The organism is Hoeflea sp. Naph1 (assembly GCF_046837775.1).
Lineage (GTDB): Bacteria > Pseudomonadota > Alphaproteobacteria > Rhizobiales > Rhizobiaceae > Hoeflea.
Map to the genome: position 1 here is coordinate 14901 of NZ_CP177287.1, position 24689 is coordinate 39589.

The following is a 24689-nucleotide window of genomic DNA, read 5'->3' on the forward strand; positions in this document are numbered from 1 at the left end:
GCCGCAAGCAGAAAGAGGCAAAGCAAGGCGGCGGGAATACGCACATAAGAGAATAGGCCCAACATCCCCTACCCTCCCCGCCTGATCGTGATCTTCTGCTGCTGGCGCCCGACGCCCGAGACAAGGATCGCTCGATCGATATTGTAGTCGACCACCATCATTGCTCCCTTCATCCTGTAGTTGACGATCCGGTTTTCGCCACCAGAGACGACGAACAGCACCGGTGCATCCTGACCTGAGAGCGAAGATGGAAATTGGATGTACGTCTTTAACCCGTCACTGTAGACGCGTGTCGGCCGCCAACGGGCCGAGCCGCCTATATGAAATGCGAAGTCAAGCTGGTCGGCGGGAACGCCGGCTCCTGGAACGACGCTCGCCTCGATCCGTGCATTGATCTCAGCGAAGCGGGCATTGATGTCTTCGGGATAGTCGAAGCCGATGCGAGCCATGTACTGGGTCGGATGAGACTTGAGCTGGATGTGATAGGTCCGCCGCGAGGTGGTCACGACCATCGACGTCATGAGCCCGGCCTCGGCAGGTTTGACGATCAGATGCACTGCCAGTCCGTTCGGCGCTCCAGATGTTGCCGGATCGACCTTCCACCGTACCGTGTCGCCGACAAGGACGTCCCGAACGATCTCGCCGGCCTGAAGTTCGATATCGCAGACCTGTAACGGCGAGCAGACGACCGAGGGTTGGACCTCACCGTAGAGAAATATCACCTTGCCGTCCGGCCCTCGCGTTACAACGCCCCGGCTGTGCTGCCACTGTCCAGAAAGCTGTGTCCCGCGGGTTTCATTGCTGCTCAACTGCTGTGCGGAGACCGGCAGGCTTGTCACCGAGACCATGACGCCGGCGCAAAGCGCGATGACGGGGGGCATGCTTTTCTTCATGTTTCTATCCTTGCGCGCGCTCACAACTGCGCTGTCCAGTCAAAATCCTTGAGGTAGAGGCCGATGGGGTTGAGCCGTATCACCGCCTCGTCCTGTGGCGGGGTCAACGCCACCGTGGCGACGCCACGGAAGCGCCTGGTAGCGATCTCCTTGCCCTGCCGGTCGCGCTCATATTCCGTCCAGTCGATCTGATAGCTCTGGTTGGAAAGCGGCACGATGTTGGTGACCTCGATGGCAACCGTCTTCGATCTTGCTCTGTCGAACGGCGAGTTGTTGCGGAACCAGGCATTTACCTTCTCGGTCGCCGGGTCCGATGATCTCAGCAGCGCATAAGTACGGTCGATGTATTGCTTCTGCACTATCGCGTCGGGTGTGACGGAGCGGAAGTTCGATACGAAACTTCCAAGCGTCGCACGTACTACCCTGGCGTCGGCATATTCGATCTGCTGCGGAAACCCGATGGTCGCGGCGGTCCCGAGCTTGTCGACTTCCACGATGTAGGGAACGAGCTTGACCTGTGTGCTCTGGTAAAGCGCGTAGGAGAACCCGATCACCGCCATGAGCATGCCGGTGATACCGACGATCCGCCAGGCAGCCGCCGCTTTGATATAGGAGCCGTAACGCTCGTTCCATTCCTGGCGCGCGGCGAGATAGGGGTTTTCGGGGGGATGTGTTTTGGCCATGGTCTCTGTCACGCTTTCTCGTCACGGTTCGGGCTTGGACTTGGACGACCCTGACCCTGATCAAGCTTGGCGTTGGCAAGACCAAGCGTAGATGCGCCCCAGGTGCCGGGCACCCCGATCGCCTTGTCACGCGAAGCAGATGCAACGGCACCTCCGGCCGCGCCGACACCGCTTGCCATGCCCTTGAGTGCGGCCGCACCGAATGAGCTGCCGCCGGCGCGGGCATTGGAATAGGCCGCGGCCCCTGCCCTCGCCCCGCCCGTGGCGAGGGCAGCACCTCCGGCAGCAAAGCTAGCGGCCTGCCCGCCATGGCGTATGGCTTCCATGCCGCCCGTTACGGAAACGCCCTGCACCATCCCCTGAACAATGTTCGGCACATACATGGCGATGACGAACACCACGACGGAGATGCCAGCGATCGCCAGTGTGGAGAGGAACTCGTCGCTGTTTGACGGCGTATTGGCGAGGCCGATCAGAACTTCCGAGCCGATTCTCGCGATCATCACGAGCGCCATCAGTTTCATGCCAACGGAGAAAGCGTAGACGATATAGCGGACCGAAAAATCCTTGGTGTAGCTCGAGCCGCCGAGCCCGAGCATGATCATGCCGGCGAGCAGTCCGACATACATTTCCGCCATGACGGCGACGAAGATCGCCGCGACGAGGCTGAATGCGATCACCACGACCACCATCGCGAAAACCGCGGCGATCGCCAGAGCGTTATCCTCGAACAGGCCGAACTGGGCCTTGGCTGACATGGCGCTTGCCACTTGCAGCCCGGCATTGAAGACATTGGCGGGCGATGCAGAACCGCCGCCAGCGCCGATCTGGTACAAGCTGTCGACCACGGCCTTTGCGAAGTCGGGCCCTTGCTCAAGTATGAAAACAAAGAGCCCGATGAACATGATGCGGCGGACAAGCTCCGCGAACCAGGTGTCGAGCGAAGCGGCGGAAATTGCCAACCACACGGCTGCAATCCCGACCTCGATTCCAGCGAGAATCCAGAACAGCGACCGCGCCGCGTTCAGGATGGTGCTCTGCCATCCCTGGGCAGCACTGGCGATTTCGTTCTCGAGATCGGTCAGTAGCCGGCCTTCCTGGGCAAACGCGGGCCCCGCGAACAGGGCGAGCGTCAGCGCAGCGGCAAAGATGACCTTAGTTTTCCGCCTCATCGCCCTCACCTTCATCGGACTTCCAGCGCGGATGCATATCCTGCCCGCCTGTCGTGTCGAATTTCTGTGGCGCCGGCGCTGATTTGCTGGCATGCGGTGTGGGGTCTGAGGGCATCACGATCTGCCAAACGCCGATTCCGATAACTGCGAGGACGATCGCAATGAAAATAGTGGACCTGTTCACCAGCGCGGCTCCATTTCCTGCCCACCCGAGGTGGAGGGCGTGGTCGACTTGAAGAATTCCTCGCGACGGTTCTGGGCGAGGTCTTTGGCCGCTTGTTCGGACTGATACCAGGTGCCCATCATCATCACTTGCTGGGAGACGAGTCCCCGCAGCTTCTGGGCCTGGGCGACCTGCTGGGCTGCAATCTGGTGGCCGAGCTGAAGCGCTTGCATTTGACCGACCGCACTTTGCGACATCGACCGCAACTGGCTCATCGTCGATTCCTCGGAGCTGAACTGGTCCGCGGTCAGTCCGGCAGCCTTGAGCGTTGCGGCAATCGTGTCGCGATTGGTGTCCGACCAGGCCTGATAATTTGCGGAAAACGTCTCGCCGCTGGCGAGACCCGACTTGAAATCAGCAAAACTTTGGAAACGCTGCCGAAGCATATCGTCAGCATTGCCCATTGAAAAAGCGATTCCCTGCCCCTGATTGACGAGGCTGCGAAGCCTGTTGAGATCGCTTTCCACCTGACCCCAGACCTGGTTCGGAAGTGTCAGCGTGTTCTGGAGCATGTTTTCGTAGATCTTCAGCTGGTTCTGAATCTGCTCCGCCAACTGCGTGATCTGCGTCATCTGATTGCCGATCTGCTCGGTCGACTGCCCGACAAGACTGACAAGCTCGGTATTGTTCAGGATCTGCGTCCATTCGGTCGCCCCACCCGTCACGGTGCCGGCATCGGCATGAACGACCGGCAACCACGCGGCCGCCGTCAGCGCAGCGACTGCAATTCTAGTTGATCGAGAGAACGTGTTTCGCATTGTCCACTCCCCTTCCCTGCAACCAGTGCATCGGCCAAGCCGGTCCATGTTGTTGGCTGAGATCATCGATGCGTTTGAGATCGCTCTTGCCCGACGCGCCGACAAAGGCGAGCGCGACGGGTCCAAGTGTCATATCGAACAGACGCCGCCCTTCTGGAGACGCGACGTAGTATTCCCGCTTCGGAATGGCTGTTGCGACGATCTCGATCTGCCGCTCGTTAAAGCCGATCCGTTCGTAGAATTCGCGGGTTCCCGGTTCCCGAGCGGCGCCATTCGGCAGGCATATCTTGGTCGGACAGCTTTCCTTGAGCACATCGATAATACCGGACTGCTCGGCATCCGAGATCGACTGCGTGGCGAGAACGACGGCGCAATTGGCCTTTCGCAGGACCTTGAGCCATTCCCTGATCTTGTCACGGAACGTTGCGTGACCGAGCATCAGCCAGGCCTCGTCGAGGATTATCAGGCTTGGGTTCCCGGCCAGGCGCTTCTCGATCCTGCGGAAGAGATAGAGAAGGACGGGGACGAGATTGCGCTCGCCCATATTCATGAGTTCCTCGACTTCGAAGGTCTGGAACATCCCAAGCGTCAACCCGTCTTGCTCGGCATCGAGGAGCTGTCCCATCGGACCGTCGACCGTGTAATGGTGAAGCGCGGTCTTGATCTCGCGCATTTGAACGCCACTCACGAAGTCCGAGAGCGATCGGCCGCGCGCCCCGGCCATCAGGGCTATCTGACGAGCGATCGCGTTGCGGTGGTCGGGTGTGATGGTCACTCCCTGCATGGAAACAAGCGTTTCGACCCATTCGGCTGCCCATGCCCGGTCCCCGTCGGTCGAAAGCTCGGCCAGCGGGCAGAATGCGAGCGCACCCTCCCCTGCCCCGATCTCGTAGTGATCGCCGCCGGCGGCCTTGGTCAGCGGGTAGAGCGACTTGCCTTTATCGAAGGCGAAGATTTGCGCCGCTTCGTACCGGCGAAACTGTGCTGCGATCAGCGCCAGCAAGGTCGACTTTCCCGAGCCCGTCGGCCCGAAGATCAGCGTATGGCCGACATCGTCGACATGCAGGTTCAACCGGAAGGGAGACGAGCCGCTGGCGACTTGCATCAGCGGCGGGGCATTGGGTGGGTAGAAGGGGCAAGGCGCCACGGCGATGCCCGCCCATACGGAATTGACCGGAATGAGATCAGCCAGATTGCTTGTGTTGATGAGAGGTTCGCGGATATTGGCGTAGGTATTGCCTGGCAGGCTGCCGAGATAGGCCTCGGTGGCATTGAGCGTCTCGATCCGGGCGCCGAAGCCTTCAGCCTGGATCAGCCGTCGGACAGCCTCCGCTTGATTGTGCAGACGAGCTTCGTCGGTGTCGAACATGACGATGACAGGCGTGTAGTAGCCATAGGCGACCAGTTGCGACGAGGCAGCTGCAATCGCGTCCTCGGTTTCGGCTACCATCGTCATGGCGTCCTGATCGACCGAGCTGCTTTGGGTCTGGAAGAGCTGGTCGAAGAACGGCCGGACTTTCTGCTGCCACTTCTTGCGGGTGCGCTCGAGCTTCTGGCGTGCCTCCTGATCGTCGAGAAAGAGGAACCGGCTCGACCAGCGATAGGTGAGCGGCATCAGGTCGAGCGAATTGAGGATTCCAGGAAAACTCTCGGCTGGAAAGCCGTCAATGCCGACCACGGCCAGATATCTGCCGTCGACCATGGGGGAGAGCCCATGATGGAATTCTGCTGTGACCAGCCAGTCGAGATACATCGGGATCGCCGGCAGGCGGACGGGGTAGTTCTCACCGAGAATGCAGAAACGGATGAACTGGAAGAGCTCGTCATAGCGCGCCTCGCTTCCTGTCTCCGGATCAATAACCATGCGTGTTACCATGCGCCGGATCGAAAGCACGTTGCCGAGATACTGCTCGACCTCACGGATCGAGGTCTGGAACGAATTGAGGACGCGGTTCGCATAGGACTCTGATCGGCTTGCCTCGTCGGAATAGACGTATCGGGCCATGGCCGACCGACGCGGTTCCGGTGGCCGATAGGTCAGAACAAGGGCGTGCTGGCTCTCGTAGTGGCCGCGCTCCGCCTCGAAATGTGCGCGACGCTCTTCGTCGATCGCCCGTGTGACCGGATCTGGGAAATGGCAGATTTCTCGCGCCGGATAGGCCGTTGTCGGAACGCGGACCGCCTCGACCTGGATCATCCATCCGGTTCCGAGCCGTGAAAGGATCGTGTTGATCTGGCGCGACACCTCGTTGCGCTCTACATTGGTCGAGCTCTCCGAATCCGGTCCCGCAAAATACCAGCCAGCCATCAGCGAGCCGTCCTTCAACAGAATGATCCCGTCAGCGACCAGGCCCGCATAGGGCAAGAGGTCGGAAAACGACGGTTTTGAGTTTCGAAATTGCTTGAGCGCCACCATGAGAGGTTAGTACCTCCGCCATGGCGAAGATGTCGGCCGGTAGGCCGGCCGATAGCCGATGTGGCGCAGATAGACCTGCCGCATCATCGGATCGGCCTTGGCCATAATCCGGAGGATCCCGACAACGGCGATCCAGATCGCGATGCCGAGCAACACCGAAAACCAGGTCAGCACCACGAAGATGAGAATGACCGTGGCGAGCCCGGTCAAAAGCACGAGTTCGCGGTCGGCGCCCATCAGATGGTTCGGCCGCGACAAAGCGCGATGGATGGGCGAGCGGGAAGGGGTGCGCCGGCTTCAGCCATCAGTCCCCTCCCCTCGCCCGCCCGGGGTCACCTGATCTGGGAGGCCGATCGAGGCGCCCGATGCGCCGAACAGTCCGACGATCTGGGTCGCGCCAAGCAGAATACCGGCGACAAGGACGACATACATCAGCCGCCGCGCGAAGTCGTTGAGTTCGCCGCCGAAGATCAGCATGCCGCCGGCGACCGCGACGGCGGCGAGTGCGATGAAGCCTGCAACCGGGCCGGTAATTGATTCCTGGATCTGCTGGAGCGGTCCTTCCCATGGGAGGCCGCCGCCAGAACTGGCGAGAGCTGGAGACGCGACGCCCACGCAAAGCAAGGCAACGATCGCTCCCATAGAGACGTTTCGGCGGAAGTTATGCGGCATGGCTGTCCTCGTCGATCTGGGAATTGTGGTCTGTTTCGTAAGTCGCGCCGTCGAAACCGGTAACGCGCATCACGTTACGCACACGCCGACCGGTCGCCGTTCGTTCAATGGAGACGACGAGATCAACCGCTTCGCCTATCACTTCCCGCATCGGCTGCTGGCTCACCTCGGCGGTCAGTTGTTCCAAACGCCGCAGCGCGGAATGCGCGGTGTTGGCGTGTAGGGTGGTGATCCCGCCCGGGTGGCCCGTGTTCCATGCCTTGAGAAGGGTCAACGCGGCGCCGTCCCGGACTTCACCGACTATGATGCGATCGGGACGCAAACGCATCGTGCTTTTTAGAAGCCGCGCCATGTCGGTACTGTCGGTTGTGTGCAGGCAAACTGCGTTCTCTGCCGCGCATTGAATTTCGGCCGTGTCTTCCAGAATGAGCAACCGATGCGATGGAGCAGACTGTACGATTTCCGCGATGACCGCGTTGGCCAATGTCGTCTTGCCCGATCCCGTTCCACCGGAGACGACTATATTCAGCCGTTCCTGAATGGCGCGTCGAATGAGGCTTGCCTGAAGCCTGGTCATCACGCCGCCGCTCACATAGTCCGCAAGCGGGATCAGACGGGATGCGCGGCGGCGGATCGTAAAGCTGGCCCCGCTCACCACCGGGGGAAGCAGACCCTCGAACCGATGCCCGCCGATCGGCAGTTCACCTGAAATGATGGGCCGCTCATCGTCTGCCTCGGTCTGCAGGGCGTGAGCAACGCTGCCAATGATGATCTCGGCCGCGCCCACCTGTAGCTCGCCAATCCTTGCCATCCCCTCGCCCAGCCGCTCGACAAACAGCCGTCCGTCCGGGTTGAGCATGATTTCAACGACATCGTCGTCCTCGAGTGCCGCGCAGATCACATCTCCGAGCGCCTCACGCAGTTTGCGGACGAGCCGGGAATGGGAGGAACTCGTGCTCATAGATCCTCTCCAATTGACGATTTTAGGCGCCGCTCGTCGTGGTCAAATCTTGTTTGCATCGCATTCACCGTTGCTACTTGTGGGTGAGTTGCGGTTGTGATCGAATAAGAGAAACGGGTCACCCCGGCAGAACTGCCGGGATGGTCTATCAAGTCGTGTGTGCAAGCGGTCTGGTACGAGCATGGACCCGACTCACATCACTGAGTCGGGACCAGATTTGCCTTTTTTCGATCGACTCGCGATCGACACTGCGACGGAAGCCGATATTTGCTGTGTGTGCCTCGGCATAACTGCCGGGATAAAATTACGTCATGTTTCGGGTATGATGATCCTATAAAATATTGAGACTGTTAGGAAAATAGCGTTTTCTTCAGAAGGTTTTGTGCGAGTGGTGCGGCGCGTGATAAGAGTTTGTTAACCAAAATATTCTTGCTCAGCCACGCTTACGGAGTATCATCACGGAAATTCCTCCATTTTGTGGAAATACCGTGATTGAAAAGATTAGCGTGAGCGCGCCGATGCAGGTTGATAGATTAGAACTCCCCAATGTCGACGACGTCATTGGCGAGCACGCTGATCTTTTGAGCTCTCAGTTACAAAGCATCAGCGAGGCGCTGTTCCCACCGACTGCAAGCAAAGCGCTGCGACGGTTCACTTCCGGAGAGGCCGCACGATTGATCGGGGTTTCTGACTCTACTTTGCGCAAAATGACCTTGGCGGGCGAAGGCCCGCAGCCGGAGACAACCAGTAACGGGCGGCGGCTCTATTCTCTGGCTAATATCAACGGAATTCGGCAACTTTTTGCGCAAAATGCTCGTGGGCGTGAAGCAATCGAATTTGTGCCGCACAGACGGGACGGCGAACACCTTCAAGTGCTTGCGGTCACAAATTTCAAGGGTGGTTCGGGAAAAACGACGACATCTGCGCACCTTGCACAATATCTAGCACTTCAGGGGTATCGTGTGCTCGCTGTCGATCTTGACCCACAAGCCAGTCTGTCAGCACTGTTTGGTGTTCTCCCGGAAATGCATGTTGGACACAATGAAACACTTTATGCAGCAATCCGATACGATGAAGACAGGCGCCCGCTCCGAGATGTTGTGCGTAAGACCTATTTTGACGGCCTTGATTTGGTACCGGGCAATCTTGAGCTTATGGAGTTCGAGCACACGACACCTAAGGCGTTAGCTGTTGGCAGTTCGTCCGACGATGGCGGGATCTTCTTTGCGCGGATCGCAAGCGCACTGGATGGTGTTGCTGACGATTACGATGTTGTCGTTATAGACTGCCCCCCCCAACTGGGCTTTTTAACCCTTAGCGGTCTGTGTGCTGCGACGTCGATGATCGTCACTGTTCATCCGCAGATGCTTGATGTGTCATCAATGAGTCAGTTCTTGCTAATGACGCGGGATTTGCTGGGAGTCGTGCGTGATGCCGGTGGCACGCTCAAATTTGATTTTGTCCGGTATCTGCTCACGCGCTATGAGCCGCAGGATGCCCCGCAAACGAAGGTAGTCACGCTTTTGCGGAATCTATTTGATGACCATGTTCTGACGAATCCAATGGTTAAGTCCGCCGCTGTATCTGATGCCGGCCTCTCAAAACAAACGCTTTATGAAATTGGCCCCGGAAACCTCACCAGAACAACTTACGATCGTGCGATGGAATCCCTCGCTGCCGTCAACGGCGAAATCGAAGGACTGATGAAGCTGGCTTGGGGGAGGCCGTGAATATGGCTTATCGAGGTGCAGAGAATATGTTGTTGGGAGCTCCCAACAACTTCTGTAGCGTCGACGAGACGGTACCCGAGGAAGCCCTTGTTGGGAGCTCCCAACAGCTCCCCTCCTCCGATACTGTCGGAACTGAACGGGTGGTCCAATCATGAGCCGGAAAGATGCAATCAATTCCCTATATATGAAGAAGCCAGTCTCATCAGTCAGTGAGAGCGACAGGCATACAGATCGTGTTCGTACCGGTGCGATTTCTGCAATGGGTACCTCTCTCAAACAAATGACAGATAGCGCTAATCTCGCATCGCGCCTGCAGGAGAAGCTGGAAAAAGGCGACGTTGTGGTGGAGGTAGAGCCGGACGCGGTGGAGCCATCGCCAATTGCAGACCGCATTCCAATCGAGATCGACCCAGCATTCGATGAACTGGTGAGGTCCATCGCCGACAATGGCCAGCAAGTTCCGATCCTGGTGCGGCCGAGCCCAGCAACTCGAGGTCGCTTCCAAATCGCTTACGGCCGTCGTCGTCTGAGAGCTGCGCAGATTCTCGGCCAATCGGTTCGGGCGATTGTACGAAATCTCACTGACCATGAGCTTTATATCGCGCAAGGACGAGAAAATCTCGATCGAGAAGACCTGTCCTTTATCGAGAAAGCGTTCTTTGCGAAGAACTTGGAAGAGTCCGGGTGCGACCGTATGACTATCATCTCCGCGCTATGCTCAGACAAAGCAGATGTTAGCAGATACATAGCTGTCGCACGGCGAGTTCCTGAACGTCTTGTGAAGCGAATTGGTCCTGCTCCGAAAGCCGGCCGCGCGCGTTGGCTGAGACTTGCCGAAGGATTAGAAAATGCCGGGGATGAAATCAATGTAGACGGCATTCTTGACGACGAAAGGCTCGTTAACTCCGGCAGTGATGTCAGGTTTCAGGCTGTTTTGAAGTCAATGGAGACAAAATCAGTAAGGGCTAAGGCCAGCCGTACAGACCTCTGGAAGACACCGGCAGGAAAACGTGCGGTTCGAATCGAAGCCCGTGAAGGAAAAACCGCCATGATCTTCGAGAACAAGGTCGTCCCTGAGTTCGCGCAGTTTGTGTCAGCGCGTCTGGATGATCTCTACCGGGTATTTGTATCGAACAGAGAGGAGGATAGCGATTAACCATCGGCCGCATCACGCGGTCATGATAACAATCGGCAAAGAAAAAGGCCCCCGAAATAGTTTCCGGAAGCCCCTTCTTAAGTTTAGCAACAAGAGAATCGCACTTCCCGGAATCACAGTCAAGGCTCTTTTGGATTATGAGCGCCTTTTCGGCGAGCAGTTTTCTATTGCCTAGCAATAGGTGAAAGAAAATGCATACGCATATCTCCACGACGCCCTTTGGGCGGCGGCCGATGACGCTTGGCCAAATGGCAAGTCAAGTCACCGCGAAATCCATACCCGAGGGAACAACGGTCGAGAAGTGGAAGGTCTTCCGCTCGATCCGTGAAGCTCGTGACCTTCTGGGCGCCACAGACCGGTCCCTGGCCATTCTCAACGCGCTCCTATCATTCCATCGGGACAGCGAGCTTTCGGGCGACGGTACGCTGATCGTTTGGCCGTCGAATGAGCAACTCATGGCGCGCGCCAATGGCATGCCGCCCACGACGCTGCGCCGGCATCTGGCCGTCCTGGTCGATTGCGGACTGATCATTCGTAGAGACAGTCCGAATGGAAAGCGCTTCGCGCGCAAGGGCCGTGGAGGAGAGGTCGAACAGGCCTATGGCTTCGACCTCTCACCGATCGTGGCCCGCGCCGAGGAGTTCGAGCAACTCGCGGAGGCGGTTCAGGCCGAGAAGAAAGCCTTCAAGGTCTCCAAGGAACGCCTGTCTCTGCTTCGTCGGGATGTTGTGAAGATGATCGACGCCGGCCTCGAGGAGGGCGTTCCAGGTAACTGGGGTCGTATTAGCCAGATCTACCAGGAGATTATCGGGCGCCTTCCGCGCACGGCACCGCGCCAGGTCGTCGAAAGCCTTTGTGACGAGCTCCAGGAGTTGTGGACCGAGGTGCATGACATGCTGGAACTATTCACGAAAACACAGAATATGGACGCCAATGAGTCCCAGTATGGATGCCACATACAGAATTCAAATCCAGACTCCATATTTGAATCTGAAAAAAGCTCTGGAAAAGAAAGAGAAGCGGGCGGCAACACCCAGGAAAACGACAACCTGCGGAGCTTACCGAAGCGGGAGCTGCCCTTGGGGATCGTGCTTGACGCTTGCCCGAACCTGATGGACTTGGCTCAGGGTGGTCGAATACGCCACTGGAGCGATTTTTTGGCGGCCGTGGAGGTGGCCCGGCCGATGCTGGGGGTCAGTCCGAGTGCGTGGCGAGAAGCTTGCGACGCCATGGGCGAGGTTCAGGCGGCGATCACGCTGGCGGCGATCCTGCAGCGGTCCGATCAGATCAACAGCGCTGGCGGATATTTGCGCAGCCTCACCGACAAGGCGAGAGAGGGGCATTTCTCGACCTGGCCGATGGTGATGGCACTACTGCGGACCAAGCTGGATGCAGACAAGGCGGCAGCCACGACCGATAGGGAGCCGCCAAATGGCAACAAGGGCGGGGAAGGACGGTATGAGGTCTCGGAAGCGCTTCTGAAATCCCTGAACAAGCCCAGATCGTGATGGTGAGCGCTTTGGCTAGCCGACAAGCCGGCCCTGTGGTCGACGGAAAGTGCGAATATGCGTGTCTGCGGTCATTTGGAGCGCCGAAAAGATCATTGGGAGGCTGTTTCCGACTTCAGATGATACAGATAACCGAATGTTTGCTGTCGTCTAACGGATAGTTTTGTGAGTTTGAATATCCAGGGATTGAATTCTGGCCGGTTAGGTAATACCTAGTGAGAGATTGGTATTACCGTGGAGCGAACATGACCACTACCGTTACGGCAAAGGGACAAGTGACCATACCGAAAGCTGTCCGTGATCTGCTGGGGATAGTTCCAGGCAGCAAGGTTGATTTCCGCCGCGCCGCCGATGGCAGCGTGGTGCTTGCGCGCACTGATAAAGATCAGCCGGCGACCCGTTTCGCAAAGTTGCGCGGCCATGCCGGCAAGGGCCTAGACACTGACGCGATCATGGCGCTGACGCGTGGCGAAGCGTGACACTCATAGATACCAACGTTCTGCTCGACCTAGTCACCGACGATCCGAACTGGGCCGACTGGTCGATTGCCCAGCTTGAGGTAGCAAGCCTCAATGGACCGTTGTTCATCAACGATGTTGTCTATGCCGAGCTAGCGGTTCGATACGACCGCGTCGAGCCTCTCGAGGAGTTTATCGATGAGGCAGGCCTCGTTATCGCTCCGATGCCACGAGCGGCACTCTTCCTGGCCGGTAAAGTGTTCACGCAATATCGCAGGTCGGGTGGATCCCGGACCGGAGTCCTGCCCGACTTCTTCATCGGCGCCCATGCGGCTGTCAACGAACTTCCGCTGCTCACCCGCGACGTTGGCCGGTACCGCACATATTTTCCCTCGCTAAAGCTGATTTCGCCGGACGCCTAAGCGAACACCCCGTCAGACTGGCTGGATTCCCGGTTCAAGTGGGACCGAGGAGGGGACTTTTCCCCTCAACAGCCCGATGGCCCTGGTGAGATTGACATGGAACGGGCCGCGGCGGCGCTGGTAACGGATAACCGATCGTTTGTCCGTATATCTGGAGGAATTCCCCCATTGCCTCGAGTGGAGTGGTCGACTATATATCCCGAAGCATCTATATCATACAGGATATGAAATGACGGAGTGGAAGGTCGAGTTTCATGACCGCTTCAAAGGCGAGATTACAGACCTTCCAGCCGATGTTCGGGTCGAATTGCTCGCGCATCTGGTGCTGCTTCGCGAGAAGGGCTTTCGATTGGGACGACCTGAAGTCGACACACTCGAAGGCTCCAAACACGCGAACATGAAGGAACTGCGCGTCAAGGTGTTGAAGGTGCAATGGCGGTTCGCCTTTGCCTTCGATCCGGAACGAAAGGCTGTGGTTCTCTGCGGTGGTGCGAAGAGTGGCGTCAGCCAGAAACTCTTCTACAAGCGGCTGATCGATCTGGCGGACAAACGGTATGACGAGCATTTGAGCGAGTTGGAGAAGAAACATGGATGATCTCGATAAGCTGATGCAGACGCTTCCTGAGGATGAACGGCGCGCTGTTGCAAAGCGTGCCGACGAGCTTGTTGCGGCGCATAATCTGCGGGAATTGCGGGCACTCGCTGGACGGACGCAGGAAGACGTGTCCGCCGGGACTGGTTTCAAGCAAACCAATGTCTCAAGACTGGAGAAGCGCGCCGACATGAAACTATCGACGCTTCGCGATTATGTCGAATCCCTCGGCGGCACGTTGAAGATCGTCGCGGATATCGCAGGCAAGAAAGTCGATATTTCTGGTATAGCGGAGCGCTCTCGGCACAGTTCCAAGGTCTGAGCGAGCCACCGGCAGGGGAAGGGGCTATAGCCCTGCCGCCTTGGTCAGATTGACGCGGAACCGGTCGCGGCGGCGCTGATACTTGCGGGTCATTTCCGCGGAGGCGTGACCAAGGTGTTTTTGTACATATCGCTCATCGACCTCGGCCGAGGAGGCGAGGCCGGCACGGAGCGAGTGCCCGGCAAACAGGTGCTCGCGTTGGCTTTCTGACAGGTCACCGCGGACGCCGGCAGCAAGGGCGGCGCGTTTGACCAGGCGCGCAACCTCCTGGTCGTTGAGGCGCTCCGGCCCAACATCCTTGCCCTTCCCGTTCACACGGCGGAAGAGGGGGCCTTTGGCGAGTTTCGCAAATTTGATCCAGGTCTCTGTGGCAGAGACCGGGCAGGTAGCGTCGGAGGAGCCGCGGCCGATCTCCACCTCGCGCCAACCGGTCTTTCCGCGCAGCGTTACCAACAGGCCTTTGTCGAGGATCTCTATCCAGCCGCGCCCGTCCTCCGTTTGATCCCGAGCAAGGTCAAGGCCTGTGATCTCTGATCGTCGCAAACCGCCGGCAAACCCGATCAACAGCATCGCCCGGTCGCGCAAGCCACGCAGTGAGCCACGATCAAGCGTCTCAAGCATCGCTGTCAGATCTTCCGGCAGCAACGCTTCTTTCTGCCTGGGTGGAGCTGCGTGGGTGTTGCGAATACCGGCCATGACAGTTGCAATAGCGCGATCCTTCCGATCGAGCGCCATGCCGCGCTGGGTACAGTTCCAGCCGATGGCAGCCAGGCGCCGTTCGATGGTCGAAACGCTGTTGGGCTTGCCGTGCTGTGTGCCTCTGGAACTGCCAGATGACGAGCCTGAGGCACAAGCTGTGATGTATAGTCCGACAACTTCCGGATCCGGGGGGAAGGGAGAGAGGTTCTGGCGGCGACACCAGGCCGTAAAATGCTTCCAGTCGCTGGCATAGGCCCTTCGTGTGTTGGCGGAAGACGCCGCCTCGACATAGGTCCGGGCGCGGTCAGTCAGGTCCCGGAGATGCGCCGGCATGCCACCACCTGTCTCCGGAATAGGGGAGGGGAGACCGGCCGGCATCTCGGTCGCAGAAACATCACCGGAAACCGCCGTGCTGTCAGGCGGCGCTGAATGCTCCTGGGCGTCGTTTTCGATGTTTTGCTCGATGATTTGGGCTGTCGTTCGTGTTTCATCGGTGGACACCAACGTATTGATTTCTTTAGAAGAGCGTTCGGAGTTCATTTCCGGATTCCTGTTGATCCAACGGATTATTTGCATTCAACGAGCGGACTAAGTTTGCAGGAGTGGAAACTCCCCATTTCCGAGACCGCGCCCGTAGCCAAGCCGGTAACTCCGCTATTTCCAACTCTTCTCATCGTTTGCCCTGCTACACGGTCCGCTGATTGAGTTCGAACCCGGTCCGCTCAATGAACGCGAATTCTCGTCGATCTGACGCTCAAAAGGGGCTGTCCGCCGGTGAAAAACGAGCGACATGGGCCATTCCCTCTATAAAGAGCATTATGAACGATAATGCAATGTTATCAGTCATTATAGGACGAAGACAGGCAGTGCGGTTATGATCGAAATAAATAGCTTAAACTGCACGCCTGGTGTAGCCTCGCAGTCATGGATTCGCTCGCCGTCGCCCCTGCTCGGACCAAACTGCCGCTGGCGAATTTACCGGCCTGGGCCTTGCCGCGCGGCCGCGAGCCCACGGAAGCGGACGCCGCCTTCGCCGCCGGCATCGCTCTGAAATCGCTGGATGATCTCGTCCGGGCCGAACCGGTCTGGAGCGGCTGCTGGCGCTCCCGTCAGGCCCTGAAATGCGCCGCGGCGGCGGTGCGGCTGATGGGCCGCAACGAGGACGAAAAGGCACTGCGCGACGCCGTGCTGCTGACCGCGGCTGGTGACGATCCCGGCCCGGCCGGAAGGGTGTTTCTGACCTACAAAAGGCTCGCGACTCGCAAACCGGGGTTTTCATCGAAAACCGTCGCCGAATTGGCCGAACTGCTCGGGCTGTCGTGGGACGATGGATTGGCCGCCGCGCTCGACTACGCCGATGCCGCGTTCCAGTCCGGTCGGCCAGCGCCGTTTGCGGCGGCGGATCTGGTGTCGGCAATTGTTGCCGCGCGCCCCGACGCCGGGCCGCTTGTCTGGGCGCTGGCCGACATGCTGATCGCCGCGATGCTGAAATGGGAGCGTCCCGTGCCGCTGCTGATGGGCGAGCGCTACAGGCCGGCCTTCCGGACGCTTGGGGGCCCGGGACGCGTCCGCCCGGGCGAGCCCGGTTTCCCGCGCGCCGTCTGCCTTGCGCTGGTCGAGGCGACGGGCAGCGCCCTGCGCTCGGCGAGTGAGATCGCCCGGAGGGCGGACACCCTTGTGACCGTGGCGCCGAAGGTGCGGACCAAGGGTGCCGGCGCGGTCATCGCAACACTGCTCGAGGAAGACGCCGTGCCGGCGTCGGCGCCCGGCGCCAACCTCTCCCGCTGGGCCGCGACCCGGCTTTTCGACCGATTGGAGAGTTTCGGCGCCGTGCGCGAGCTCTCCGGCCGGTCGTCATTCCGGATTTACGGGTTGTGACGATGGCGGGGAAGAGCGCAACCAGGCCGCCGCGTCGGCAGAACAATGATCCGCAACACGAGGTGTTGTTCGATCGGGAACTCGAGGACTTGCCGCCGGAGCTGCGCTGGCGCGAATGGATGCTGCGGGTCGAGGCGGTGATCTTTGCCTCGGCCGAACCGGTGACCCGCGATATGCTGGCGCGGGTGGTCGGAAAAGACTGCAGCATCGACCTGCTGATCGACGACCTCCAAGACGAACTGCGCGACCGGCCCTATGATCTCGTGTCCGTCGCCGGCGGCTGGCAGCATCGAACCCGTACCCGTTTCGCCGACACCATTCGGGCATCCACCGCGCCGACGCGCTCGGCCGCCGCGGCGCTGTCGGAGTTCGAGGCGATGGTGCTGATGGCGGTTGGATATTTCCAGCCGGTGACACGCGGGGAGCTCAGCAAGATCTTTGGCAAAGAGGTCAGCCGCGACACGATCGGCGCGCTGCGCAACGCCAACTTCCTCGCCTCTGGCCCCCGCAGCCCCAGGCCGGGGGCGCCCTATACCTATGTGACGACGAAGCACTTCCTCTCCGCCTTCGGCATGGAAACGCTGCGCGACCTCCCCGACATCGAGGCGCTCGAGGACGCCGGGCTGCTCAGCCGGAAGGCTGATTTGGTAGCAGTTTTGCCGGCCGAGCAGGACAGTAACGAAGAGTAGGGGCGAGCCAAGCGCGTTGGCTACCGCGCAAACGCCTGAGCCAACGTGCCCTCATGCACCACCTGAGGGCCACGGCCCTCCGCCCGCAATTCAATCGCCCGGATGATCTTCAAGCCTTCGTGGCTATGTTTCCAATCGCGGGAGGCTTCTGCTGCGACGCACAGATAGTGCGTGTTCCGGCAAACGTTACCTTTGAACTCACCGCCGCGGTCGGAAATCATTCCTTGGATTGCCTTACGTGGGCCGAGCGTGAATTTTCCTGTTAGAACGAACATCCGTTGATCGAAGACGACGTCGTTGTGATCATTTAGGGCACCCTCGATGACGCCTACATTGCCGAATGTAGCGATCCCGGTGTCAGTGGCACTATCGCCGACCAGATGAGTGATCCATGTGCAAATGTCGTCAGATTCGTCTGGCGTAATCCGCCCGTCCGCTATGGAGCGCTTCACGGCATTCCTCACATCACGCACCCGCCGATCCGCTTGAATGCGCGGATACTCGTCTATCCTCGACAGTAACCGTTCGGCCTCCTCGGGCGTTATGTGATTGTCACAGGCGATCCCGGCACAGAATCCGTAAAGCTCGTTGATTTCGTCCTTTTCACTCTCAACGACAAAGTCGCGAGAACGTACATCCACGATGCTCTGAATGATCTCGTACACTTCCCTGGGCTCATTCTTCCAAATGCGGAGGTCTTCGATGAGTTCGTACGCATCAGGATCATGGAGCAATCTAAGGAAATTCTCTGCCTCCACACTTAGCGGTTCGAATTCGGCAGTTTCGACGTCGTTGCTCGCCAAGATTCCCTTCAGAAATCCCAGCCAGTAGCCGAGCGCCTTTCGATTATTCGCCAGCGCGTGAATTCGGCCTAGTGCTGCTCCCTCATGTTCAAGCTTGTCCTTGCCCGGCTGTCGTGCGTTCACCGTAGAATCCCTCATTGCAAAGCACCGTAGATACAACCTATCAACGAGGCTGCAAAAATGCCAGAACCGAGCGAGAGATCGCAAGATTGACGGTGGGTGGCAGCATGCGTCTCGCGCGGTTGATTTGGATTTTTGGATTGAACGCGGGATCAGGATGCAACCATGGCAAAACCCGGATTGCATTTCGAAAAGTCGCTCTGATGCTGTAGAACAACGCGGTGATCAAGGCTGAGAAGATCAACATCGATCAATTGATGCATCGGTCCGCCATGGAGGAGCCGTAGCACCTCTGACAATGCCAACGTGGCAGCGATACAGCCTACAAAGGGCGCACCGATGGCTTTTCCCGCAAGCAGCGTCGTTCCACAGCGGTCGAGCACACCGTCCGCCATAAGCTTGGCATAGGCGGGCCGGTCCTCGACCTTTTCGGTCTTGCCGTTTTGCTTCCAGATCTCCGCGGCGGGGCGGCGGCCAGGCAACACGTGGAGCCGCATAGTGCGGAAATCCCGATAGCCACGGCCGAGCCCGGCTTCAACAATCAAATCGAATCCAACCTGATCCAGGGCTCTCCGGCCGAGGCCGTTATCGAGCCCACAAAGCGCCAACGCCGGTTCATCCGGCTGACGCTTGAAATCTGCCGCGAACAAACGTTCCTGCAGAGAGGTTGTGAAGCCCCGTTGCTCCGCCCATGTCGCCATCACCCGCGTCTTCTTCTGGCCGACCATGGTGGCGTCGGTAAGGATGGAAGTGCTTGTCGTCGACTCGGTAATCACGTCGACATCCTGAAGGACAAGTTTTACCTCTGAGGGGTCCTTATAGGGCAGGAGGCCAAGACCCCACAGATAGGCCTGGCCCAGATGGCCGAGGCCGATCAACCACAGACGAGACGGCAGGTAGGTCAATGCCGGTTCGCTTCCATCCGATTGTAGCCAGTCCACGTCCGAACCGGGGCGCCATAGCGAAAGCCCAACCGGGCGCCGTCCGACCGCGGACGAACCGCCACTGGCGTACAGAAATGCTTCGTTCACTGCCAAGCTCGCGGCAAGCATTCCGGCTAACGGCATAGAGGTGCCGCCGGTCGGACGAAGCTCGGAGTGGATCGGCAAGATGCCGCCACGCCAGCCAGCCGTCGCCGTCCGGATGCAAAATCCTTTACGCCGCTCACGAGCAGCTCCACCGATTACGATCGTCGGTGTGCCGTCTGCGATGGCGCCAGATGTGCCGCCCAGTGCCTTCACAGCATCGGCCAACGTCCGCCCGAAGGGCATTGCCAGCGACAACGGCGTGTCCAGCGGTCCGCCAACCGAAACCCCGCCCAGGAATACCCGCAGACCAAGAGCGACGGTCGTCAGCAACGCGGCCTGCTGTACCGGGTCGGAGGCTGTGGCATGATCGATCTCAACGGCCAGCCTGTAACCTTGAAACAGGGCGTTCGCTTCCTCGACGCTGGCGGCTGTGCCACTGTCGATCGCATGTTTAACCAGCCGGTGAAGGGAGTCTGCCGAAATCTGTGTGGTCATGATGCGTCCCTTGTTAAAACAATCCGATATGGAAAAAGCTGCGGCGCTCCGAAGTTGGCACCACCTGCCATTGCTTGCTTCCGAGATAACGATAGATGCCGATACCGGATCGCGGCTGAGCGCCAATCGCAAAGTCCGGGAGGATCAGGGCGAGATGGCCGGCACGCGAGATCATGGGATGATCGCGATCGGAATTGCTCTGCCCGGAACCTAGTGGATGGACATGGACATCGGCCACGACCGTGAGGCCGCGCGCCTTGCAAATCGCCCAGAGGTCACTGAAATACCGGCCATTGAAACGGACGATGCCGGTGTCGAGCGAATGTAGATCGAGATCGTCGTAGAGCACGAAATCGACGATGTGGGCTGCTCCGCCCTCGCGATACCCGAGGAGGAAGGCGCCACTCTCGCGGCTGCGATCACGCCCGCGCTCGCGCAGCCTTGCCTTCAGGCGGTGCCACAGGAACCAGGAGCAGGAAAGCTCATGCCGCGGGGCGAAGAGGCGGCGTATAGTCGCGCGAGTGAAGTAGTTCATGAACAAGCTCCAGATATTGGACGATTCCATCGGCGGGGCGCCAGATTTTCGAGGGCATTTCGGAGCGCCAGTTGTCATGACCGACGAAGCTTTCGCGATCACAGGGCAGGTAAAGGGCAGTGCCGCTCTTCCAGTCTGTGCGGAAGACTGCGGACACGCGGCCACTCTGGCCGCGCGGCCAGAGATCGAATGCAAGGACTTGGTTGGTGCTCATATCCCAGGGGCCGCCCGTCGGCGGGCTCTGCGGATAGCCGGCGCAGTTCAGCCGGAGTACATACTCCCGACCATCCTTGGCGTTCATGACAATGAAGGCGAACGGCCAGGTTACGGCAATGAGCCGCCAGCGGCCTTCTGCCTGGCCGAGCCGGAACGTGGCCTTCGCCACGTCCGCCTCGAAGGCTCGCTGATCGGGGCCGATCATGCGAAGCCCTCCGCCGCACCGTTAACACGTTCGTCGGGGACGAGATCGAAGGCGAGATTGCAGATCTTGCTTTCGGTCAACGACCCGATATGCGTTCCGGGCGCCGGGCGATCATGCGTGCTTGCGATCTGCAGCACGTGTTCACCGGCTTCGTCCTCGGACATGCCGAACTTCTTTTCGGCCGCCCAGCGCTTGACCCGTGCGACCGTGGCGCTCGGCGGAAAGCGGCGCTCGACCGACTCACCATTGAACGTGACCGTCACCTCGACATGACGGCAATGGTGGACGTGGACCTTGAGCCCCTTAGGGCTGGCGCGGTCCTTGACGAGGATGGATTCGTCGAGCGGCTCGTCCTCATCTTCGAGGAACAGCAATGCGCCGTGGGTTGCCCCGTGCTTCTCGATGAGGATGGTCTTGAGGGCGGCGAACGCCGTGTCGGGTTCGATCTCGATATGCGCGATCTCGCCGATGCCTTCGCCCTGGTAAAAAACGTCGATGAATTTCATGTCTGCACTCCGGGGATCGAAGTGCGAGGCCCTATTGCCTGGCTTCGTCCCTTACCTCCTTGATCGCCAGCAGAGGAGGAACCCGGAAAGCCAGAACGAAATTTTTTAATCGAGCTTCAGCGGACCCGGCGGCGTCGCGGCGCAAATGAAGAAATGTGGACACCGGGGGCAGGTTATCGCATCGGTCTCCGTGGGAAATGCACCCGCGGCGATGCCGGCCAGCATCGTCTCGCTCTTTTTTTGCCGATTGCTAATCTTGGTCGTGCTGATCTCGACTCGCTCTTGGGTTTCATCGGTCAAATGCAACGCGTGAACGACAGCCCGGCCACCGAACTGGCTACGGGCAGCAAGATGGTAGAGGGTGTATTCGAGCCGGTCGTACTCGTCACTGCGTCTGTATCCGGTGCGAACACGACGGATGACGATTGTGCCATCGGGCAATTCGGCCACTTCGTCCGGCTCGACCAGCACACGACCGTCATTTGGAAAGTCGATGGCGAGGGGTTGCGCGTCGCCGAAGCGATGGCCAGCGCCGGCTTTCAGCAATGCACCGATCAATCTCGATGCAAGTTTCCGGTAGTCATCGGCGAAGGCGTGATCGACCGGCCCTCGTTCCTTCCAGATCGCCTCGAATGCCGTTTCCGCTTCGGCAAGACTTGGCTCTCCGGCACGTCGAGTCTCGGCAAGCCAGCGCAGCAATTCATAGAGACAATCGTGGGTACGGGAAAACGCCGTGGGTTTCCGAGCGCCACCCAGGCCCAGAACGTGCGTATAAAAGAACCGCCGCGGACACTTTTCGTATGAGCCGAGACGACTGTCCGTCAACACCCAGTTCGATGGCCAGGAGATTGCGATTGGCTCGGGCTTTGGCGCATCTGGAGGAAGCGCAAGTAGGGGCGGATTTACCACGTTCATTATGAGCGTAGCAGGAAGCCAGTCCAAAAACGGCGAGGGCGATCGGCCGTTTCCATTTCGTTGCTTTCGCGCATGATAGAGACGGAGATGAGTTCGAGCGCGCGACAAAGCCACAAAAAAAAGACATTGCTCCTCGTCCTCATGGGCGCGCTTGGCCTCGTCAGCGGGCAAAATACTTCCGACGCTGTCGATCATGCCATTGGGCGGTGGGCAACGTTGGCCGCGGTTCGAACTCGGGAAACTTGCAACCGTCAGTCCCGGCACATGTACACCTTCGAATTCGAGGCCCTTGCTGCCATGAACGGTCATCAGACGAACCGCGTCCAGATGCAGTGCTGCGGCAGGAACCTGTCGCAAATCTCGCTCTTCCGCCAACAGAACAAGCTGGCGGACGCGGTCGAGCGTTCGCTGAATCGGGAGGCCAGCCCCCACGGGGCTTTGCTCCCGTACGAAATTGAGGAACTGCCACACCGCCACCGCGCGCATTCGTTCGGTTACGGAGGTGGCCTCGCCCAGCTGCCTTGCCAGATCGGTACGATCGAGAAGATAGACGGTCAGAAACTCCCAGGCACTCATGTTCGAGCGAAGTGGTGCCAAATCGGTGGCCAACCGGGCAATCCCAACGCGCCCTGAGGCTGATAACCCTGGAGCATTAATCGCCTCCGCGAGGCCCGCCAGCGCGGGCTTGCCAAGTGATCGCAGATGGCGGCTGAGACAGTGCGAATCCTGCAGCCTTAGACCATACCGAGTCATGGCGCCGACGCGCACCAATGCGTCGCCGAACGGATCGACGGCCAGACTCAGCAGCGCCAACAGGTCACGAACCTCCTCCCGCTCGAACAAACTTCCGAGATGAAGGACGGGAATGCCGCGCGCCTCAAGCGCCGATGCGATCTCATTCAGCCGGCCGTTGGTTCGGCATAGAACAGCTTGATCGCGAAGTTTCACACCCTCTTTTTCAAGCTGACGAATGCTGGCTGCTACCCCTTCCACTTCGTCATCCAAGGTCTCGAAGCGCCGCAGTTCGGGGCGGCCAGGGCCTTGACCCCGGTTAGCCTCCAATGCGAGGGGCAGCATGCCCCGTGAGGCGCCCATGTGCGGGGCAACGGCGACGAAACTGCGCACGATCTGTTCGGTCGAGCGGTAGTTGACGCCGAGTTGATCGATTACCGCACCGGGGTAGTCCGTGGCGAACCGGACCATATTTTCCGACGAAGCGCCACGAAAACGGTAGATGGATTGCCGCGCATCACCAACGACCCAAAGGCGTTCACCGTCTCCGGCGATCATCTTCAAGAGACGCGCGCTTGCGCGGTTCACGTCCTGATATTCATCGACGAGGACGTGACGATGACGAAGCTGAACGCCGATGCGAACGGCCTCATCCGCCTCCAGCAACTGCGTCGGACGCATGATCAGATCGCCGAAATCCACGCCGCCGTGCCTGCGCACAGCCGCCTCGTATAGATCGTAGACATCCGCAATTTCGAGGCATTTCGCGGCAGCAATCTTTGCATCCTCGTCGCCGCCAGCATCCGCTTCCATCGCCTTTGCAAGTTCGCGATAGCGTTGTGGACCGACGATTTCATCCTTGGCGCGGGAAATTGCTCCGACGATGTCACGCAAGACCATCGCGGGGTCCCAGAGGTTCCGGTAGTGGACGAGGGGAAGCGTCGGCAGAATGTCTTCAAGTACCTCGATCGCATCACTGCGATCGAACAGCGACGGGTTCGGCGCAAGCCCCAGCTTGTCGTGATAACGGCGCACAAGATCGAGCCCGAACGCGTGAAACGTGCCGATCCAAAGTTTCGGCGCAGCCTCGGGTGCTACCGCAGTCAACCGCTCGGACAATTCTCCCGCAGCACGGTTGGAAAATGTCAGGATGAGGATTGCCGCCGGATCAATGCCCTCTGCCAGCAACGACAGCACGCGCTTGACGAGCGTTCGGGTCTTGCCGGTTCCCGGCCCCGCCTGCAACTGGAAGGGCTTTTCGCGATGCACCGCCGCGCGATCTTGAGACGGGTCGGGCTTTCGTGCCGGCGACTCGACCTCCACTTGTTCCTGCTCGGTCTCATCGGCCACTGTTGGCAGAAGCAAGGCATCGAGCACCTGTTGCCGGACCAGCGCGACAGGGAGCTTCGTTCGATCCGCGATTGCCGCGGCCGTCAAATTGTCTACGGCATGTAATTTGTACGCGAATGCGCGTGGCAGCAGAAGTTCTCGGGCGTAGACATTTGCCTGTAGTTCGCGTCGCTCTTTTGCACCGTAATCTTCGACGCGTTGAAGTCCGACAGGGGCGGCCTCGGTGCTCCGGGAAGGATCGATATCCGATGTCGCGCAGGTCGCCGAGCCGGCATGAAGCTCGGCATGTCCGAGTTCGTGCGCAACGAGCAGCGCGCGCGTTATCGGGTCACCTTCGTCCTCGCAGCAAATTGTTCCCCCTTGATCGTCGAACAGCGCTTTTGCGCCCTTCAGTGCCGGGTCGCCTCGCGGGAGCCAAACGAGTTCCAGATCGCGGTGCGAAACTGCCGCTTGAACAAACGCAAGCAGATCGAACGGATCTTTGCCCTCCGCAAGCAACTCGCCGTGGAGTGTCGCCGCCGTGGTCCTGATCGGTTCGAAATGGTCCATGCG

General features: G+C 59.3%; 26 protein-coding genes. 10 read left to right on the forward strand and 16 right to left on the reverse strand.

Features of this window, described 5'->3' with window-relative positions:
* Positions 1 to 68 precede the first annotated feature (68 nt).
* The 9 genes from trbG to trbB are packed head-to-tail and all read right to left on the reverse strand — an operon-like array spanning position 69 to position 7778.
* On the reverse strand, positions 69 to 893 hold the full coding sequence (trbG, locus tag ACK6D9_RS22370; RefSeq protein WP_412051946.1) for a P-type conjugative transfer protein TrbG: 825 nt from the start codon (positions 891 to 893) through the stop codon (positions 69 to 71).
* 20 nt (positions 894 to 913) lie between these two features.
* Positions 914 to 1576 carry a conjugal transfer protein TrbF gene (locus tag ACK6D9_RS22375; protein ID WP_412051947.1) on the reverse strand — a complete coding sequence of 221 codons (663 nt, stop codon included), beginning with the start codon at positions 1574 to 1576 and terminating at the stop codon, positions 914 to 916.
* Between the two features lie 8 nt (positions 1577 to 1584).
* On the reverse strand, positions 1585 to 2748 hold the full coding sequence (gene trbL / locus ACK6D9_RS22380) for a P-type conjugative transfer protein TrbL (protein WP_412051948.1): 1164 nt from the start codon (positions 2746 to 2748) through the stop codon (positions 1585 to 1587).
* On the reverse strand, positions 2732 to 2932 hold the full coding sequence (locus ACK6D9_RS22385; protein ID WP_412051949.1) for a hypothetical protein: 201 nt from the start codon (positions 2930 to 2932) through the stop codon (positions 2732 to 2734). The genes trbL and ACK6D9_RS22385 overlap by 17 nt, the downstream gene beginning before the upstream one ends.
* On the reverse strand, positions 2929 to 3729 hold the full coding sequence (gene trbJ / locus ACK6D9_RS22390; protein ID WP_412051979.1) for a P-type conjugative transfer protein TrbJ: 801 nt from the start codon (positions 3727 to 3729) through the stop codon (positions 2929 to 2931). Before trbJ ends, ACK6D9_RS22385 begins: the two co-directional genes overlap by 4 nt.
* Positions 3701 to 6145: a conjugal transfer protein TrbE gene (locus tag ACK6D9_RS22395; protein ID WP_412051950.1), complete on the reverse strand. Its 2445-nt coding sequence runs from the start codon at positions 6143 to 6145 to the stop codon at positions 3701 to 3703. The genes trbJ and ACK6D9_RS22395 overlap by 29 nt, the downstream gene beginning before the upstream one ends.
* A 6-nt stretch (positions 6146 to 6151) precedes the next feature.
* The gene (locus ACK6D9_RS22400) at positions 6152 to 6415 is read right to left on the reverse strand and encodes a conjugal transfer protein TrbD (protein ID WP_412051980.1); all 264 of its coding nucleotides are present in this window, start codon (positions 6413 to 6415) and stop codon (positions 6152 to 6154) included.
* 27 nt (positions 6416 to 6442) lie between these two features.
* Complete coding sequence (locus ACK6D9_RS22405) at positions 6443 to 6817, reverse strand: TrbC/VirB2 family protein (protein WP_412051951.1); 375 nt, start codon at positions 6815 to 6817, stop codon at positions 6443 to 6445.
* Positions 6807 to 7778, reverse strand: a complete 972-nt coding sequence (gene trbB / locus ACK6D9_RS22410) for a P-type conjugative transfer ATPase TrbB (protein WP_412051952.1) — start codon at positions 7776 to 7778, stop codon at positions 6807 to 6809. Before trbB ends, ACK6D9_RS22405 begins: the two co-directional genes overlap by 11 nt.
* A gap of 518 nt (positions 7779 to 8296) precedes the next feature.
* On the opposite strand from trbB, the gene repA reads away from it, so the two are divergent.
* The 7 genes from repA to ACK6D9_RS22445 all read left to right on the forward strand — a co-directional run bounded on the left by repA (position 8297) and on the right by ACK6D9_RS22445 (position 13966).
* Complete coding sequence (gene repA / locus ACK6D9_RS22415) at positions 8297 to 9508, forward strand: plasmid partitioning protein RepA (RefSeq protein WP_412051981.1); 1212 nt, start codon at positions 8297 to 8299, stop codon at positions 9506 to 9508.
* Between the two features lie 151 nt (positions 9509 to 9659).
* Complete coding sequence (gene repB / locus ACK6D9_RS22420; protein WP_412051953.1) at positions 9660 to 10664, forward strand: plasmid partitioning protein RepB; 1005 nt, start codon at positions 9660 to 9662, stop codon at positions 10662 to 10664.
* Positions 10665 to 10855: 191 nt separating this feature from the next.
* Positions 10856 to 12172 (forward strand): plasmid replication protein RepC, encoded by a 1317-nt coding sequence (repC, locus tag ACK6D9_RS22425; protein WP_412051954.1) that lies wholly within the window; start codon positions 10856 to 10858, stop codon positions 12170 to 12172.
* Positions 12173 to 12417: 245 nt separating this feature from the next.
* Positions 12418 to 12651 (forward strand): AbrB/MazE/SpoVT family DNA-binding domain-containing protein, encoded by a 234-nt coding sequence (locus ACK6D9_RS22430; RefSeq protein ID WP_267656459.1) that lies wholly within the window; start codon positions 12418 to 12420, stop codon positions 12649 to 12651.
* On the forward strand, positions 12648 to 13052 hold the full coding sequence (locus ACK6D9_RS22435) for a type II toxin-antitoxin system VapC family toxin (protein WP_412051955.1): 405 nt from the start codon (positions 12648 to 12650) through the stop codon (positions 13050 to 13052). Before ACK6D9_RS22430 ends, ACK6D9_RS22435 begins: the two co-directional genes overlap by 4 nt.
* Before the next feature lie 229 nt (positions 13053 to 13281).
* Entirely contained in the window at positions 13282 to 13647 is a 366-nt protein-coding gene (locus ACK6D9_RS22440; protein WP_267656455.1) for a type II toxin-antitoxin system RelE/ParE family toxin, read from the forward strand.
* Positions 13640 to 13966 (forward strand): helix-turn-helix domain-containing protein, encoded by a 327-nt coding sequence (locus ACK6D9_RS22445; RefSeq protein ID WP_412051956.1) that lies wholly within the window; start codon positions 13640 to 13642, stop codon positions 13964 to 13966. The genes ACK6D9_RS22440 and ACK6D9_RS22445 overlap by 8 nt, the downstream gene beginning before the upstream one ends.
* Positions 13967 to 13990: 24 nt before the next feature.
* Here the strand turns inward: ACK6D9_RS22445 and ACK6D9_RS22450 are convergent, their stop codons facing one another.
* Positions 13991 to 15043: a site-specific integrase gene (locus tag ACK6D9_RS22450; RefSeq protein WP_412051982.1), complete on the reverse strand. Its 1053-nt coding sequence runs from the start codon at positions 15041 to 15043 to the stop codon at positions 13991 to 13993.
* Here ACK6D9_RS22450 and ACK6D9_RS22455 point away from each other — a divergent pair.
* The 3 genes from ACK6D9_RS22455 to scpB all read left to right on the forward strand — a co-directional run bounded on the left by ACK6D9_RS22455 (position 14997) and on the right by scpB (position 17232).
* Positions 14997 to 15257 carry a hypothetical protein gene (locus ACK6D9_RS22455; RefSeq protein ID WP_412051984.1) on the forward strand — a complete coding sequence of 87 codons (261 nt, stop codon included), beginning with the start codon at positions 14997 to 14999 and terminating at the stop codon, positions 15255 to 15257. The genes ACK6D9_RS22450 and ACK6D9_RS22455 overlap by 47 nt on opposite strands.
* 332 nt (positions 15258 to 15589) lie before the next feature.
* Positions 15590 to 16543, forward strand: coding sequence for a DUF1403 family protein (locus ACK6D9_RS22460; RefSeq protein ID WP_412051957.1), 954 nt, complete (start codon positions 15590 to 15592; stop codon positions 16541 to 16543).
* Between the two features lie 2 nt (positions 16544 to 16545).
* Positions 16546 to 17232, forward strand: coding sequence for an SMC-Scp complex subunit ScpB (gene scpB / locus ACK6D9_RS22465; RefSeq protein ID WP_412051958.1), 687 nt, complete (start codon positions 16546 to 16548; stop codon positions 17230 to 17232).
* A 20-nt stretch (positions 17233 to 17252) separates the two neighbouring features.
* On the opposite strand, the gene ACK6D9_RS22470 is transcribed toward scpB, so the two are convergent.
* The 6 genes from ACK6D9_RS22470 to ACK6D9_RS22495 all read right to left on the reverse strand — a co-directional run bounded on the left by ACK6D9_RS22470 (position 17253) and on the right by ACK6D9_RS22495 (position 24686).
* A complete protein-coding gene (locus tag ACK6D9_RS22470; protein WP_412051959.1) occupies positions 17253 to 18158 on the reverse strand; it encodes a hypothetical protein in 906 nt (301 codons plus the stop codon).
* Between the two features lie 149 nt (positions 18159 to 18307).
* A complete protein-coding gene (locus tag ACK6D9_RS22475) occupies positions 18308 to 19678 on the reverse strand; it encodes a hypothetical protein (protein ID WP_412051960.1) in 1371 nt (456 codons plus the stop codon).
* A gap of 13 nt (positions 19679 to 19691) precedes the next feature.
* Entirely contained in the window at positions 19692 to 20219 is a 528-nt protein-coding gene (locus ACK6D9_RS22480; RefSeq protein ID WP_412051961.1) for a hypothetical protein, read from the reverse strand.
* Positions 20161 to 20634, reverse strand: coding sequence for a hypothetical protein (locus ACK6D9_RS22485; RefSeq protein ID WP_412051962.1), 474 nt, complete (start codon positions 20632 to 20634; stop codon positions 20161 to 20163). Before ACK6D9_RS22485 ends, ACK6D9_RS22480 begins: the two co-directional genes overlap by 59 nt.
* Positions 20631 to 21140 carry a hypothetical protein gene (locus ACK6D9_RS22490; RefSeq protein WP_152007107.1) on the reverse strand — a complete coding sequence of 170 codons (510 nt, stop codon included), beginning with the start codon at positions 21138 to 21140 and terminating at the stop codon, positions 20631 to 20633. Before ACK6D9_RS22490 ends, ACK6D9_RS22485 begins: the two co-directional genes overlap by 4 nt.
* A gap of 105 nt (positions 21141 to 21245) precedes the next feature.
* Complete coding sequence (locus ACK6D9_RS22495) at positions 21246 to 24686, reverse strand: UvrD-helicase domain-containing protein (protein ID WP_412051963.1); 3441 nt, start codon at positions 24684 to 24686, stop codon at positions 21246 to 21248.
* Positions 24687 to 24689: the final 3 nt, after the last annotated feature.